Source organism: Deltaproteobacteria bacterium (genome assembly GCA_012522415.1).
Taxonomy (GTDB): domain Bacteria; phylum Desulfobacterota; class Syntrophia; order Syntrophales; family JAAYKM01; genus JAAYKM01.
The window spans coordinates 1-15,241 of sequence record JAAYKM010000113.1; the positions used below are offsets into that span (position 1 = coordinate 1).

14 protein-coding genes are annotated in these 15,241 nt (G+C 51.3%); 13 read left to right on the forward strand and 1 reads right to left on the reverse strand.

Annotation, left to right across the window (positions count from 1 at the left end; all coding sequences use genetic code 11):
• Positions 1–289: 289 nt before the first annotated feature.
• From GX147_09200 to GX147_09215, 4 genes are all read left to right on the forward strand, one after another.
• Entirely contained in the window at positions 290–1,606 is a 1,317-nt protein-coding gene (locus GX147_09200) for an adenylosuccinate lyase (GenBank protein NLN60855.1), read from the forward strand.
• Between the two features lie 3 nt (positions 1,607–1,609).
• The gene (locus tag GX147_09205; protein NLN60856.1) at positions 1,610–2,299 is read left to right on the forward strand and encodes a response regulator transcription factor; all 690 of its coding nucleotides are present in this window, start codon (positions 1,610–1,612) and stop codon (positions 2,297–2,299) included.
• Entirely contained in the window at positions 2,265–3,677 is a 1,413-nt protein-coding gene (locus GX147_09210; protein NLN60857.1) for a HAMP domain-containing histidine kinase, read from the forward strand. Before GX147_09205 ends, GX147_09210 begins: the two co-directional genes overlap by 35 nt.
• A 234-nt stretch (positions 3,678–3,911) precedes the next feature.
• Positions 3,912–5,822: a sulfatase-like hydrolase/transferase gene (locus GX147_09215; GenBank protein NLN60858.1), complete on the forward strand. Its 1,911-nt coding sequence runs from the start codon at positions 3,912–3,914 to the stop codon at positions 5,820–5,822.
• A gap of 204 nt (positions 5,823–6,026) precedes the next feature.
• Here GX147_09215 and nadB read toward each other — a convergent pair whose 3' ends face one another.
• Positions 6,027–7,649, reverse strand: a complete 1,623-nt coding sequence (gene nadB, locus GX147_09220) for an L-aspartate oxidase (GenBank protein NLN60859.1) — start codon at positions 7,647–7,649, stop codon at positions 6,027–6,029.
• Between the two features lie 98 nt (positions 7,650–7,747).
• Between nadB and tsaD the strand changes: the two genes are divergently transcribed.
• The 9 genes from tsaD to GX147_09265 form a co-directional block, all read left to right on the forward strand.
• Positions 7,748–8,752: a tRNA (adenosine(37)-N6)-threonylcarbamoyltransferase complex transferase subunit TsaD gene (gene tsaD / locus GX147_09225; protein ID NLN60860.1), complete on the forward strand. Its 1,005-nt coding sequence runs from the start codon at positions 7,748–7,750 to the stop codon at positions 8,750–8,752.
• A gap of 26 nt (positions 8,753–8,778) precedes the next feature.
• Positions 8,779–9,237 carry a DUF2062 domain-containing protein gene (locus GX147_09230; protein ID NLN60861.1) on the forward strand — a complete coding sequence of 153 codons (459 nt, stop codon included), beginning with the start codon at positions 8,779–8,781 and terminating at the stop codon, positions 9,235–9,237.
• Positions 9,221–10,084: a ribosomal RNA small subunit methyltransferase A gene (rsmA, locus tag GX147_09235; protein NLN60862.1), complete on the forward strand. Its 864-nt coding sequence runs from the start codon at positions 9,221–9,223 to the stop codon at positions 10,082–10,084. The genes GX147_09230 and rsmA overlap by 17 nt, the downstream gene beginning before the upstream one ends.
• 579 nt (positions 10,085–10,663) lie before the next feature.
• Entirely contained in the window at positions 10,664–11,023 is a 360-nt protein-coding gene (locus tag GX147_09240) for a J domain-containing protein (protein ID NLN60863.1), read from the forward strand.
• Complete coding sequence (locus GX147_09245) at positions 11,001–11,309, forward strand: hypothetical protein (protein ID NLN60864.1); 309 nt, start codon at positions 11,001–11,003, stop codon at positions 11,307–11,309. Before GX147_09240 ends, GX147_09245 begins: the two co-directional genes overlap by 23 nt.
• 172 nt (positions 11,310–11,481) lie before the next feature.
• Positions 11,482–11,856 (forward strand): metallopeptidase family protein, encoded by a 375-nt coding sequence (locus GX147_09250; protein ID NLN60865.1) that lies wholly within the window; start codon positions 11,482–11,484, stop codon positions 11,854–11,856.
• 547 nt (positions 11,857–12,403) lie between these two features.
• Positions 12,404–13,987 (forward strand): hypothetical protein, encoded by a 1,584-nt coding sequence (locus GX147_09255; GenBank protein NLN60866.1) that lies wholly within the window; start codon positions 12,404–12,406, stop codon positions 13,985–13,987.
• Between the two features lie 201 nt (positions 13,988–14,188).
• Entirely contained in the window at positions 14,189–14,953 is a 765-nt protein-coding gene (locus tag GX147_09260; protein NLN60867.1) for a class I SAM-dependent methyltransferase, read from the forward strand.
• Between the two features lie 37 nt (positions 14,954–14,990).
• Positions 14,991–15,241, forward strand: a 251-nt coding sequence (locus tag GX147_09265; protein ID NLN60868.1) for a hypothetical protein, incomplete at its 3' end; no start/stop codon positions are given.

Sequence of the window (15,241 nt, forward strand, 5' to 3'; positions counted from 1 at the left end):
GCTCTGATGGATCGGGATGCGTCAATAAGTGGTTGATTGTTTGTCCTTGCGGGCATTGGATTAAGCCCGCCTTGCTGACCGCCTTGCTAAAAAGAACCCGGTCATTCGGGAGCGTTGCACGACTGAAGAGATTTTGGGCTTCGATCCGGGGAAATGGTGTGGATATGCGATACTTCATTTGGTTTCAGAAGGAGAATGGCTATCCCCCTTTGGAATGGCGGGATTCGGCGTTGTCGGATAGATGGGGGTGTATTCTGCTGTTGAACAATGAATTTGGGAAGGTACGGTTATGATTCCTCGTTACTCAAGAGACAAGATGAGCCGGATCTGGGAACCGGAGAATAAATTTCAAACATGGCTGGACATTGAAGTCAATGCCTGTGAGGCCATGGCAAAGTTGGGACAGATTCCGCGGGCCTCACTTGAAGTCATCAAGAGGAAGGCGGCATTCGATGTAAAACGAATTGATGAGATCGAGGCAACGACCAGACATGACGTGATTGCCTTTTTGACATCCGTAACGGAGAAGGTGGGGGAAGACGGCCGTTTCATCCATATGGGGATGACCTCCTCGGATGTTCTCGATACATCTTTGGCAATCCTTATGAAGCAGGCTGCGGAAATACTCCTGGAGGATCTGGATGAGCTCCTCACGGTGCTCCGCGAGAAAGCCATGGAACATAAGGGTACCCTGATGATCGGCAGAACACATGGAATTCATGCGGAACCGATTACCTTCGGTCTGAAGCTGGCCATCTGGTACGAGGAAATGGTCCGGAACCAGGAGAGAATCATTCGGGCAAAAGAGGGAATCAGTTACGGAAAGATTTCCGGTGCCGTGGGCACTTTTTCTTTTATCGACCCCTTTGTGGAGGCATATGTCTGCAAAAAAATGGGGCTGAAACCCGCTCCCGTTGCTTCCCAGGTTGTGCAGAGGGACCGGCATGCCGAATATTTCACCGCGCTCGCGATTACCGCCTCATCCCTGGATAAATTCGCCCAGGAAATCCGTCTCTTACAAAGAACGGAAGTGCGGGAGGCGGAGGAATATTTCCCCCCCGGTCAGAAGGGCTCCTCTGCGATGCCTCACAAACGCAATCCGGTCCTGTCGGAGAATCTTTCCGGTCTGTCACGACTGATGCGCTCTTATGCCATGGCAGCCCTCGAAAACATTTCCCTTTGGCATGAACGGGACATCAGCCATTCATCGGTTGAGCGTATCATCTGTCCCGACGCCACGATTGTTCTGGATTTCATGCTGAGTCGTTTCACTAAGATGGTCGAGACACTCACCGTGTACCCCGAACAAATGCTTGCCAATCTGAATATGACCCACGGCGTTGTGTTTTCCCAGCTTGTTTTACTCAAGCTTATCGACGGGGGTATGACCCGGGAAGGAGCCTATGACGTCGTTCAAAAAAACGCCATGAGGTCGTGGGAAGGGCATCTGGATTTCAAAGAATTGTTAAAGAAGGATCCGGAGGTGAGGTCGTTTCTAACAAAGGGAGAAATCGACGATATCTTCCATGCCGAGCGATTTCTCAAACACGTGGATGTCATTTTTCAACGAGTCTTCGAAAATCAAAGAAGGATCCCGGCTAGATAGTGTATGCGGTTGTTACTGGTTGAAGATGATCTCAAGATCGCCCACTTCATTGTCAGAGGCTTTCGGGAAGCCGGTTTTGCCGTGGACCATGCCGGAGACGGAGAGGACGGCCTGCATATGGCCCTTCATGAACCTTATGACGCCGCCATCATTGATTGCATGCTGCCCAAACTGGACGGGCTGACCCTCATCAGTAAATTACGTCAACACAAGATCGACACACCCATCATCATTTTAAGTGCAAAAAAATCGGTTGAAGACCGGGTCAAGGGACTGGAATGTGGAAGCGATGACTATATGACCAAACCTTTCGCGTTTTCCGAACTTTTGGCCCGGGTGTATGCCCTGATCCGGCGAGCGACAGGGGCAAAGGAAGCGACCCGAATCGAAATAGGTGATTTATCTTTGGATTTAATCAGAAAAGAGGTTATTCGGGACGGGAAAAAGATTGATTTGCAGCCTCGGGAGTTTTCACTTCTGGAATACCTGATGCGAAACGCCGGCCGGGTTGTTTCGAAGACCATGATTATGCAGCATGTCTGGAACTATGATTTTGTCCCCATGACAAACGTCGTTGAGTCAAGGATATGTATCCTGCGAGACAAAATAGATAAGGATTTCGCTCATAAGCTCATTCACACGATTCGCGGAGCGGGATATGTCCTCGAAAATCATTCCTGGGATCCGGAATAAACTGGCCTTTCATCTTACCCTCTGGTACGCCGCCGTCTTTACGGCGTCCTTGCTGGGGGCGTTGTTTGTCATCTATTTCATGATTACCAATGTGAACCAGAAACATGTCGATCAGTGGCTTCTGGAGGAAGCATATGAGGTTGCCGCCACGTTGGCCCTGACCGGCCCTGATTTAAGCCAGGAAACGCTCCAGATTGAGGCGGAAAGAGACGGTATTGATCAAATATTTCTCCGTTTGCTGGATGCTTCAGGAGAGGTCATCGCCAGTTCCGACCCGAAATATTGGCGTAACGCGGAAGTAGACCAGAATGCCTTGAATCGGCTTAAAAACGGGGAGCGGCGTGTATTGGTAACGCAAACCATGCCGGTAAAACCCTTTTCCATCCGGGTTATCTATGAAGCCATCCACTTGGGGCATGTTTTACAGATCGGCGTCCCAATGGAGCAGGAAAACCGGATCATCAGAGCGTTCAATGTGATCATTGCCCCGCTCATGATAATATTTTTGCTGTTATCTGCCGCCGTCGGCTGGTTTATGGCCAATCGTGCCTTATCCGGAGTGGGGGAGGTTACAAAAACGGCATCGGCCATTGCAAAGGGTGATTTTGATCGAAGGGTTCAAATAAAATCAAAGAGTGAAGAAATAGAGCTGCTGGCGTCAAGTTTTAACCGTATGCTGGATCATGTCAGCGGCCTGATGAAAGAATTGAAGGAAGTGACGGACAACATTGCCCATGATCTCAAAACCCCGATTACCCGGATGAGGGTGGCCGCCGAGACGGCAATCGCTCAGGCAGGCTCTGACGGAGACAAGCGAGAGTTGGCGGCCGGTATTGTGGAGGAGTGCGACAACCTGCTCCAGATGATCGATACCATGCTTATGATTTCAAAGGAAGAATCGGGTCTTCTGGGGAAGGGAAAAACCCAGGTCGATATCTCGCGGATTGTCAGGGAGGCTTTTGAACTTTTTTCTCCTATCGCCGAGGAAAAGAAACTTGAGTTCGAAAATTACACCCCCGATGATGTAACCGTGACAGGTGATCTACAGGGGTTGCAAAGAATGATCATCAACCTGTTGGACAACGCGGTCAAATACACGCCCCCGGAAGGGAAAGTGACGGTTTCTCTTAGCAGGGAACAAGACCGGCTTTGTCTGTCCTTGCGTGATTCCGGCATCGGTATCGCCGGGGAAGATTTACCGTACATATTCAAGAGGCTGTACCGTTGCGATGAAAGCCGTTCCCTCCAAGGTTTCGGCTTGGGGTTGAGTCTGGCCCTTGCCGTGGCCCGTGCCCATGGCGGTGATATTGATGTCGCAAGCGAGCCGGGGAAGGGTAGTACCTTTACCGTGATTCTTCCCGCCCCCCCTTCTGCCTGATCCACGAGTATCGTATTATGTCGGGTCCCTTGCGATTCAAGCATACCCATGCGGCCTTGATCCGATTTCATTTCATAAACCGCCAGTCCCCTCGTACATTATTCGGGAAAAACCTCCAAACATTACCAAATTATAATCATCACATAATCTTCACGTAAGCTTCGCATGCTACACAATAACTGATGAATCAGTATTGCCAAGCAAATCATGCATGGACCGGATGACCCGGCAAGCATGCGAAGAAAAGTTCCTCATTCAGAAATACTCCGCCCTTATCTGGCGCTTTCGTACCTTCTCCTGCTGTTGAATGCGTCGGTTTACCTGAGGCATCACCATTATACAGACGCTTTGCCGATGCTGTTTTCCGTGGCCGTTTACCTGAGCTACAGTTTTCTGTACCTCCTGCCCGTTATTCTGGTTTTGTCCGTGATTAACATTTCCCTCTCTCTTCCCCTTGTTTCCGGTTTCTTATCTAGGATAAATATCGATCCCCCGTGGGTCTTGTACATTCCCGCTGTTCTTTTGACGTGGATTCTCCAGGTCATGATTTACGCTGATGGTTTCATTTTCCGTTTCTACAGTTTTCATATCAATGGTTTTGTGTGGAATCTGGTTTTCACGCCGGGCGGGATTGAGTCCATGGGTGGTGATGTGACCACCTTTGCATCCTTTGGGGCCATCGCCTTTGGATTTTTCATCCTGCAGCTTGTTCTGCTTGTATTACTACGGTTTCTCGAACCGATCCGACGATTCTGTCTGGGCTTGTTCAACCGTCGCTTTTTGGCGCTATCCTCTTCCTTTCTGTTGCTTTTAATGGCCTTGCAAAGCGTTGTCTACGGGGTGGCCAATCTCTATGCCTACACCCCCGTCATGAACGTTTCCGATGACTTTCCTCTCTATGTTCCCCTCACGTTCAAACGACTGGCAAGATCAGTCGGCGTGGAGCCTGAGAAAAAGGCGGGCTTTCAATTTAACCAGAAGACGACCCGGATTTGTTACCCCCTGGCGCCGATCCAAGAAAAAACACAACATCATAAGTACAATATCGTTTGGTTGGTCGGGGAATCTCTGAGATCGGATATGATGAACCCGGAGGTCATGCCGGAAACTTGGGCCTTTTCCCGGAAGGCGGTGTGTTTTGCCAATCATTACGGGAGCAGCAACGGTACCCGCCAGAGCCTGTTTTCGATGTTCTATGGCCTTTATGGGAATTACTGGTTCAGCTTTCTGAAAGAACGCAGGGGGCCGGTTGTTATGGATGTTCTTCTCCGCCAGGGGTACCAGATAAACCTGTTTAGCAGCGCCCGTTTCAGTTACCCCGAGTTCAATAAAACCGTTTTTGCCCAGGTTCCGGAAACACTGTGTCACGATCTCAGCGAGTTACCTCCCGGGCAGGGATGGCAGCATGACCGGGAGAATGTAACCCGGATGCTTGATTTCCTCGATAGACGAGACAAGAAGCTGCCTTTCATGACCTTTATATTTTTCGAATCTCCCCACGCGAGGTATTACTTCCCTCCCGAGAGCATTATCAGGAAACCTTATCTGGAAGACTTCAACTACGCTACGATGAATCCCAATCGGGACATGCCACTGATAAAGAACCGCTATATCAATTCCTGTCATCACCTGGACAGCCAGTACGGCCGGGTGATCCGTTACCTGGAAGAGCATGATCTTCTTGACTCCACGATTGTAATCCTTACAGGGGACCATGGAGAGGAATTTATGGAAAAAGGCCACTGGGGCCACAATTCCAGTTTTGTGGAAGAGCAGATCCGGACACCTCTGGTGTTGTGGGTGCCGGGCCTGGCTCCTCGACAGGTGAACCGTATAACATCACACGTCGATATTCCGGCAACCTTGATGCCTTTACTCGGCGTGACAACGCCTGTGGAGCGCTACACCCATGGATCTGATCTTCTGGCTCCCCAGGGGAAACCATACACGATCATGGCCGACTGGCACGCTCTTGCCTACTTGGATGGAGAGTATAAGGCGGTTTTCGGATATAACGGCATGACCATGAACAAGAAGGTAACGACGAAAAACGATATGGTTGTCGAAGATCAGGAGGGGTTTTATCGGAGCCGCGGACCCATATTTCTGGAAATCATGAAGGAATTGGGCCGATTCAACAAATAGGCGTTACATATCTGAAGAAACACTGTAGAACGGGAAGTGGGTGCTCAAGACGAATACGATGCCGACAACCGAGGATGTGGCCCTGAAGTACAAAAACTTGTGGAGGGTGGAGCAGATATTCCGGGACATGAAGTCGACTCTGGCCCCCCGGCCGAGGCAGGAAAGGTTGTTCATGTTTATGGCGGGGGGATCCCTTTACCTGCTTTATTCCGTTTTCTGCTTCCTGACGATACGGGTATCCTTCAGCCAGTTTACATCGTCTTTCGCCGGATAATCGAGGTTGTAGTGCAGTCCCCGGCTTTCCTTGCGCATCATGGCGCATTCCACGATCAACGTGGCGACTGTGGTTATGTTACGAAGTTCAATGAGATCCTTGGTGATGAGGAAATTATGATAGTACTCATTGATTTCATTGGAAATCATCTCGATTCTCCGTTTGGCCCGGGCCAGACGTTTGTTGGAGCGGACAATTCCCACGTAATTCCACATACACCGCCGGATTTCATCCCAATTATGTGAGACGACCACCGATTCATCGCTTTCGGTCGCGCCCCGCGGATCCCATGGTGGTATGTCGACGTTGCTTTGAGCGTTTCGGGCGAAAAGCTCGACGATCTTTATAAAGGCGCGGTGAGCGTAAACGACTGCCTCCAGGAGAGAATTGCTGGCCAGCCGGTTTGCCCCGTGGAGGCCCGTGCAGGAAACCTCGCCCAAAGCGAAAAGCCTGTCAATATTAGTCTGGCCGTAATGATCGACGTCGACACCGCCGCAAAGATAATGGGCCGCGGGCACAACCGGAATCTGGTCGGTCGTGATATCGATGCCATATTCCAGGCATTTCCCGTAGATACCGGGAAAGCGATCTGTAATGAAATCCCGCCCACGGTGGGTGATGTCTAAAAGGACATACTCATCGCCTGAAATCTTCAACTCCGTGTCGATGGCCTGGGCGACGATATCACGTGGCGCAAGGCTTTCCATGGGATGATATTTCTTCATGAAGGCCGAACCGTCTTGCAGGCGGAGGATGCCCCCTTCACCGCGAACCGCTTCGCTGATCAGGAATGATTTGGCTTCCGGGTGGAAGAGGCAGGTCGGGTGGAACTGGATCAACTCCATGTTGGCAACTTCCGCGCCTGCCCGGTAAGCCATCGCAATGCCGTCGCCCGTGGCGATATCGGGATTGGTCGTGATGAGATAGACCTTTCCCGCTCCTCCTGTGGCCAAAATGATGAAGCGGGCCTGGAAGGTATGCACGTCGTTGTTCTGAATATCGTAAACATAGGCCCCGAGGCAACGGTCCCTTCCTGCGGGGGATTCCTGCCGCGTCAACCTTGATTGCAGGATCAAATCGATGGCGATGTGGTTTTCGAAGATGCGGATATTCGGGCGTTTGCTTGCTTTTTCATGAAGGGCGCGCTCAATTTCCCGGCCTGTCAGGTCCTGGGCGTGGATAACCCGTCGCTTGGAGTGACCGCCCTCGCGTTCCAGGTCATATCCGGAAGAGGAACCATTTGCCGATTTGGTGAAATTGACGCCCCATTGCACCAGTTCCCGGATACGATCCGGCCCCTCGCTGACCACGAAGCGAACCGTATCTTCCCGGCAAAGACCACCGCCGCAAATGAGGGTATCGCGAATATGGTCTTCGAAGCTGTCTTCCTTGTCCAGAACCACGGCAATGCCACCTTGCGCGTAGTTGGTGCTTGATTCGGACTTTTCTTTTTTTGTCACCATGGTGACCGAGCCCAGAATCGACGCCTTGATAGCGAAAGACAATCCGGCGATTCCGCTGCCCAGCACGAGGAAGTCGGAAGTGAAGTCCATAAGGCTGTCCTTGACTGAAAAAGATGATTTACAAACCCTTGACGTTTATATATACAATTTTTTAGTCTTTTGTAAAAAGGAAATATGGGATATCAACAATGATTGTTTTAGGAATTGAGTCATCATGCGATGAAACAGCGGCGTCCGTCGTTCTGGATGGACGGATAATGCTGTCGAACATCATTGCCTCCCAAATAGATGTACACCGGAAATACGGCGGTGTGGTTCCGGAAATTGCTTCCAGGAAGCATGTGGAAGCGATCGTTCCCGTGATCCTAGAGTCTCTGGAGGAAGCGGACGTAACCCTGGAGCAGATCGACGGCGTTGCCGTAACCTGCGGCCCCGGTCTGGTCGGCTCGTTGTTGGTCGGTTTGTCAACAGCCAAAGCCATCGCCTATGCCCGGCAAATTCCCCTTGTGGGGGTCAATCATCTGGAAGGTCATATCGCCGCGGTTTTCCTCATGGAAACGCCGCCGGAGCTCCCGTTCATAGCCCTGGTCGTTTCCGGCGGCCACACAAATATCTACCTCGTGACATCCGATGGAAGGTACAATCTAAAGGGCCAAACGAAGGACGACGCGGCGGGTGAAGCCTTCGACAAAGCCGCGAAGATGCTGAACATCGGTTATCCCGGGGGGGTGGTCATCGACGGGATGGCCCGAAATGGCGATCGCCGCAAATACGATTTCCCCCGGGCCATGCGGGATGTCAACGATTTCAGCTTCAGCGGGTTGAAAACCTCGCTTCTGAACATGCTCAAAAAGCGATCATCACCTTTTACAACGGAAGAATTGAACGACGTTGCGGCAAGTTACCAGGAAGCGATTGTCGATGTTCTGGTCGAAAAGACTCTGCGCGTGGCCGGGCAGTCGGGGACCCGGCGTGTTGTCGTCTGCGGTGGTGTGGCGTCCAACAGCCGTTTGCGAGCGCGCTTCAGAGAGGACGGAGAAAAAGAGAACATTGAAGTGTTCGTTCCCCCGCCCGTTTTATGCACGGATAACGCCGGAATGATCGCCGCGGCGGGTTATTTACTCTTGAAGCAGGGCATCCTGTCAGGTCTGGACTTGAACGCCGTCTCGCGCTGGCCCGCAAACATTTGCTGACAGGACCGGCAACAGGAAGCCGACTTTTGAAGAAATACCTTCTCCGTTTTTATAACCGTTTTATCAGCCTGAGGGGAGAACCCAAAAACATTGCCATGGGTTTCGCCATGGGTGTTTTTATCGGGGTGACGCCGACGATTCCCTTTCATACGAGCTTGCTGGTTGTCCTCGGTCTGGCTTCGCGTCAGAACATCACTTCGGCCTATATCGGTGCCTGGGCAATTTCCAATCCCCTGACAATCGCCCCATTTTATTTTTTGCAATACCGGATGGGCAAGTACCTTCTGGGGCTGGAAGGCAAGTCTTTGGTGTTGAAAGATTATTCTATCATGAGTCTTATGAACTTCGGATGGGATGTAACGCTGCCTCTTCTCACCGGGGGTATTATTATGGCACCTTTTTTTGCCGTACCCGCATACTTTGCGGCCCATCGGGTTGTACTGGCCACACGGAGGAGAAAACAGCGTCATGTCAACGACCCTTAGATTGCTAAGATCACATCATGTCCGCCCGCGCAAGCAATATGGCCAGTCTTTTCTAACGGAAGATCATATATTCCGAAAGATCGTCGCCGCCGGCGATTTATCGCCGGAAGATACGGTGGTCGAAATCGGGTCGGGTCTTGGGGTCATGACAAGAATGCTTGCGAACGTTGCGGCAAAAATCATCGCCGTGGAAATCGATCCCCATTTGACCGACATTCTTCGGAACGATTTGAAAGATACCGAGAATGTCGAAATCGTACAACGGGATATCCGAACTTGTGATTTATCAGAGTTTGCGCCGAGGGCGCCGACAGAAAAAATCAAGGTGATGGGAAATATTCCCTACAACATTACATCGGAAATCCTGTTTCATCTGATCAAGTTTCGGAATTCTATTTCCGATGCCGTTCTGCTCATGCAGCAGGAAGTTGCAGAGAGATTGGTAGCGGAGCCGGGTACAAAAGCCTATGGTATTCCTTCCGTGATTTTTTCCATGTTTTCCGATCTAGAGATTATCTTCCCCGTTTCAAATCGGTGCTTTTACCCGAAACCGGCGGTTCAGTCCGCCGTGCTGCGACTGGTTTTCCTCGACACGCCTCGATTTTCCCTGAAGGATGAGGCATTTTTTCGTCTCCTGGTTCGTGCCACGTTTGCCAGGCGCCGGAAAACCCTGTTGAACAATCTGAAAGTATTCCGGGAATACGGGAAAAATCTTGATGAAACCCGAGCGATCCTTGCCGATTTGGGTATCGATGGCTCCCGCCGGGCGGAAACCCTTTCATCGAAGGAGTTCGCCAATCTCGCGAATGCGCTGGCCCTGAGTGACTTGCGCGGCCCTTTGTCGTGACCCCAAGATAGAAGGCTGCGTTTGTCTGATAGCCGGGGGTGAAAAGAACATCCTCCCCGTCCAGGCAGCTCCGGACGCCCTTACACGGATCATTCGTGTGCCGACTCTCGGGTGTTCCATCCCGCCGCACTTCCCGCACCTGGAAATCCACCGTGTAGACCTGCCCGAAGCGATCCTCGTAGTGCGCGGGGAAGTCCCGTAAATGCCCCGCCGGCTCTTCCACCCCGTGTGGTAAACCTTGATCGTTTCCACCGTCGTCATGGAGGCATGCGGGTGGATGATGATATCGCTATGAAAGAAGAGAATCCTCTCCATGTTGCCGGGACAGGCTTTTGCGAAGGCGAAAATGCTTTTTAGAGCCCGGGTGGAAGCGCTTTCCCGTTTTCCCGTTTCCGTGGGTTGGCATTCGGGTGGCGGTTCAGGGTGTATGTAATAATTCATTGACGCTGACGATCTCCCTCATGTAGTCATTGGTACAGGGGAAAATATTGTCGGCCCTCAGCCAGACATCTACAGTGGCTTAAGAGATTAAAAAAATGGGTGAGGTGGGTCAACACGGCGATGCAGGGGGAAAAAGATATGACTGAAGAGGGTTTTGTTGATTATTACGAGTTGCTGCAGTTGAATCCGAACGCGGACGGCGACACCATAGAACGCGTATTCAGGCACCTGGCGAAAAAATATCACCCCGATCACCCCAGTTCGGGCGACGAGGACCGCTTCCGCTTGATCCTCAAAGCATATCGGACCTTGTCCAACCCCGATGTAAGCAGCCAGTTCCGATGCCAGCCATCAGAATTACTGGAACACGAAGTGGATTGTGGTGGCGGAGGCCGGAACAGGCAACGCCTTTGCCGACGACTGGGAAATGCGCGAAACTCTCCTGTCGCTTTTATACGTTCAGCGGCGGCGCAGCATGAACAATCTCGGGCTGGGTGAATATGAACTGGCTCGTCTGCTTGGCCAGCCCCTGGAAATAATCGAGTTTCATCTCTGGTATTTGAAAGCGAAGGACTGGGTGGAGCGCCTTGACACCGGACAGCTGGCGATCAGCGCCGCCGGGGTCGATCAGGTTGAGCAAGGCAAACTATCAGCTCCGGCCGGAAAATTTGCTCACGGCGCCTGTCGACAAGGAGTCGGGCAGGGAAAAGTAGCAGGCGCCGGGCCGATCAGAATGCCTGCATGGACATCAAACACCCGGGTCGTCTGCAGACCAGCACTCTGACCATGGATGTGCGCCCTCAAACCCGCAAACGATCCGAGGGGAAAACGGATTGCATGGGCGAGGGCTCTTGAATATGACAAATTGCGACGGCCTTCCCGCCCCGCTTTTGATAACCTGCGGGGAAGCACCGCGTGTTGAAATAATGGCATAACCCGGATCGTACGGAGAGAAAATGAAGCTCAGTTCAAAAGAATTCGAGCAGGTTGTCAGGGATGCAATAGACCGTATTCCCGAGGAAATTCAGGCACACTTGACGAATGTAACCATTACGGTCTTAAAAAGGCCCTCCCGGGACATGTTGGTCGAATGGGGTATGGAGGCGGAAGAGGAGTTGCTGGGGCTTTACGAGGGGGCTTCGTTGCTGGAGCGCTCGATCCTGGAACCATCGCTGTACCCCGATACCATTTTCATTTTTCAGGAACCCTTGGAACGAATGTGCGAAACCCGTGAAGAGCTGGAACGGGAAATCGAAGTCACCGTCGTCCATGAAGTCGGACACTTCCTGGGTATGGACGAGGAACGACTGGTCGAACTGGGGTACGATTGAAAGCAGACAACGGAAGATGTTCTGCAGTTCCGGCGATACGGGTGTTTCTTTGCGAAACCGTTGTTCACAATTATACACCCGTCTCTCGATATCATCCTCACCTGAATATGTGCCGGCTGGTATTTCAATAAAGGTCCCTATCTCCGGGATTTCCTGTAAGGATGAGCTTCAAGTATTTTCCCGATGGTATGGGCCGTTGAACATACCCCTCCTTCTGCATGATGATCACGATAAATTTCCATAGATCCTGTATGTGACACCTGGTACCTCAAAATAATTTAAAGAAAGGTCAGGATAACTTTCTGATATTTAGGCCTGTTTCCGGGTGTTTGAATCATATTTTGAAAGATTGGGCTCATATCGCCAGGTTTCGATGGTTTAAGCATCTCTAAAGTATTTTTTGATGTTGCCGATAAAGATGTTCAAAACTCAAAGAGTTGCTGAAAATGGATTACCTTACATCCTCCAGTTGAAAAGGGTGTCAAGGAGGTTGTGCTCTTCGTTCATTCCATCGGGAAATCATAAAAATTGCAGGGGGAAATCGACTATGAAGGGAACTTTGAGGACGAAAATCATTGCTCTGACTTGCTTATTCTTCATCATGATCCTGGTTATCGGTATCACGACCATCCTCGTCGTCCAAAACAGAGTCATCACAACAGCCCATGAAAAACTTTCGGGCGATTTGGCCATGGCCGTCGCTTATGTGGATGCGGTGTATCCGGGCTCCTGGTCAATCGGGGAAGGGAAACTCTTCAAGGGTGAAGCAGAGATGAGCGGCAATTTTGCTATTGTTGACTCAATAGGCCGGCTCACTGGCGATACGGTAACACTCTTTCAGGGTGATACCCGGGTTGCCACAAACGTAAGAACCTCTTCAGGTGACAGGGCTGTGGGAACCCAGGCTTCCCAGGAAGTCATTGAGGCAACCCTCAAAGACGGCAGAACCTATATTGGTAAGGCCAACGTTGTCGGAACCTGGAACCAGACTGCTTATGCGCCCATCAAGAACGGTGGGGACGAAATCATCGGAATGTTTTATGTTGGTGTACCCAACACACGTTATAATGAAATCAGCCGGAGTATTGGCGGTATCATTGCGATGATGGGTATTGTCGGTTTGGTGATTGTCGGCATCCTTAGCTATTTCATTATTCGCACCACCACCGGCGCACTCAACCAGGTGATTGCTGGTCTGGGTGAGGGGTCGGAACAGATTGCCACGGCATCGAACCAGGTTGCAGCCTCGAGCCAGCACCTGTCCGAATCGACCTCGGAAGCGGCGGCGTCGTTGGAAGAAACGTCTTCTTCCCTGGAGGAACTGTCATCGATGACCCGGCAGAATGCGGAAAACGCGCAGTTGGCCAACGACATGATGTCCAAGGAAGCGGCCACGAACTTCCAGTTGATCATAGAGCGGATGGGGACGATGGAAAACGCTATGCAGGCGTCCGTGAAGGCCAGTGAAGATACGGCGAAGGTGATTAAGACTATCGACGAAATAGCTTTCCAGACGAACCTGCTGGCGCTGAATGCCGCGGTGGAAGCGGCCCGAGCCGGAGAGGCCGGAGCTGGATTCGCCGTGGTGGCGGACGAGGTGAGGAACCTGGCGATGCGGGCCACGGAGGCTGCGAAGAACACGCAGGACCTCATCTCGAATTCGACGGGACGGATCAGGGAGGCGACGTCCACGTTTGAGCAGGTGAACGAGGCGATGGATAAGAATGCCGATATTGCCAGGAAGGTAACGGAACTGGCTGCTGAGATTGCCGCAGCATCTCAGGAACAGGCGCACGGGATCGGCCAGATCAATGTTGCCGTGACCGAGATGGACAAGGTGACGCAGCAAAATGCGGCCAGCGCCGAGGAATCGGCCAGCGCATCCGAAGAGATGAACGCACAGGTCGAGCAGATGAAGGTTTATGTGGGTGAGCTGATGGCGGTGGTCGGCGGTCGGCTTGGGAATCAACGGTCCGTAGTACCTCTCCGGAAACCCGTGAAATCCCATCCGGCGCATTTCCCTTCCGAGGCCGGACGGGGCCGGATCGTGACCCTTTCAGGCCATAAGGGCAAGGAAGTCCGCCCCGACCAGGTTATCCCGTTGGAGGAAGAGAATTTCAGAGACTTTTGATTTGCACATCCTCCCCAGCCGGCGCTACAGGCCTGTCCTCGCCCAGGGGCACAATTCCCGGCTTGGTCAACGCCGACGAAAGATGTTGTTGACTTCCAACGCAATAGGGACATTGGTATCCCATCGAGCTGGCATCATTCGACCCGCAGGCAGTAACCAAACCGCGCGCCTGAACCGTAACGTTAGATGTAAGGAACAAAGATGAATGAGCAGCACAGCAAGTGGCAAACCAAGGAGATTGCAGAAACCTTTGTGGAAGGGGTCCGAGGAGCTATTCCTGGTGCAAAGCTCCAGCTGGAAGTTATCAGCAAGATTACAAGTGCCTGGTGCTCTCAGCCATCCAGGATTCTGGATCTGGGTTGTGGAGATGGAATTCTCGGTCGTATGCTCCTCGAAGAGTATACTGAAGCACGTGTGATATTTGCCGATTTCTCCGATCCTATGCTGGAAAAATTACGGATAAAAATCGGCAATAATCAGCGCGTAAAAGTCATCAATGCAGATTTCGCAACGTCGGACTGGGCTAAGGACATGGAGTTGGAAAAGCCTTTTGATATCATCGTCTCGGGGTTTGCCATTCATCATCAGCCGGATGGGAGAAAGATGGCGTTGTACGCCGAGATCTTTTGTCTTCTCAGAAATGGCGGGATTTTCCTGAACCTCGATCAGGTCAGTTCAGCTACCCCTTCAGTAAATGAACTTTTCGACAGCTTCTTTCTCGACTATATTCGGCGTTTCCACGAAAATGCCAAGTTGAATATAACCATGCAAGAGATCGAAGACGCATTTTTTCAGGACAAGAAGGAGAATATTCCGGCACCAGTCGAAAGACAGTGCCAGTGGCTCAGCGACATAGGTTTTGAAGATGTGGATTGCTTCTTTAAAACCTTTGAGTTGGCTCTGTTTGGAGGACGGAAAACATCCAACAATAGCATCCAGGCGGACACGGCTGCGCCGCGTCTCTGATTCCCTCGTTGTGCTTTAAGAATGGAGATAAAAAACTATGGATGAAGCCCCAAAATTACATGACTATATGCTGCCTGTATTGAAAGTCTTTGCTGATGGCGAGGAACATCTATACAAGGAGATACCTGCATATCTCGAAAATGGATATTCTTTGTTGGAGTCCGATCGACCAAACAGGGCCAGAATAATGATTAATAATTCGATAGGTCAATTTGTGAAAGCTCTCATTCTTGAAAAAACAGGACAGCAAAAGTTTAAAATAACACCTCGTGGTTTGGCATTACTTGA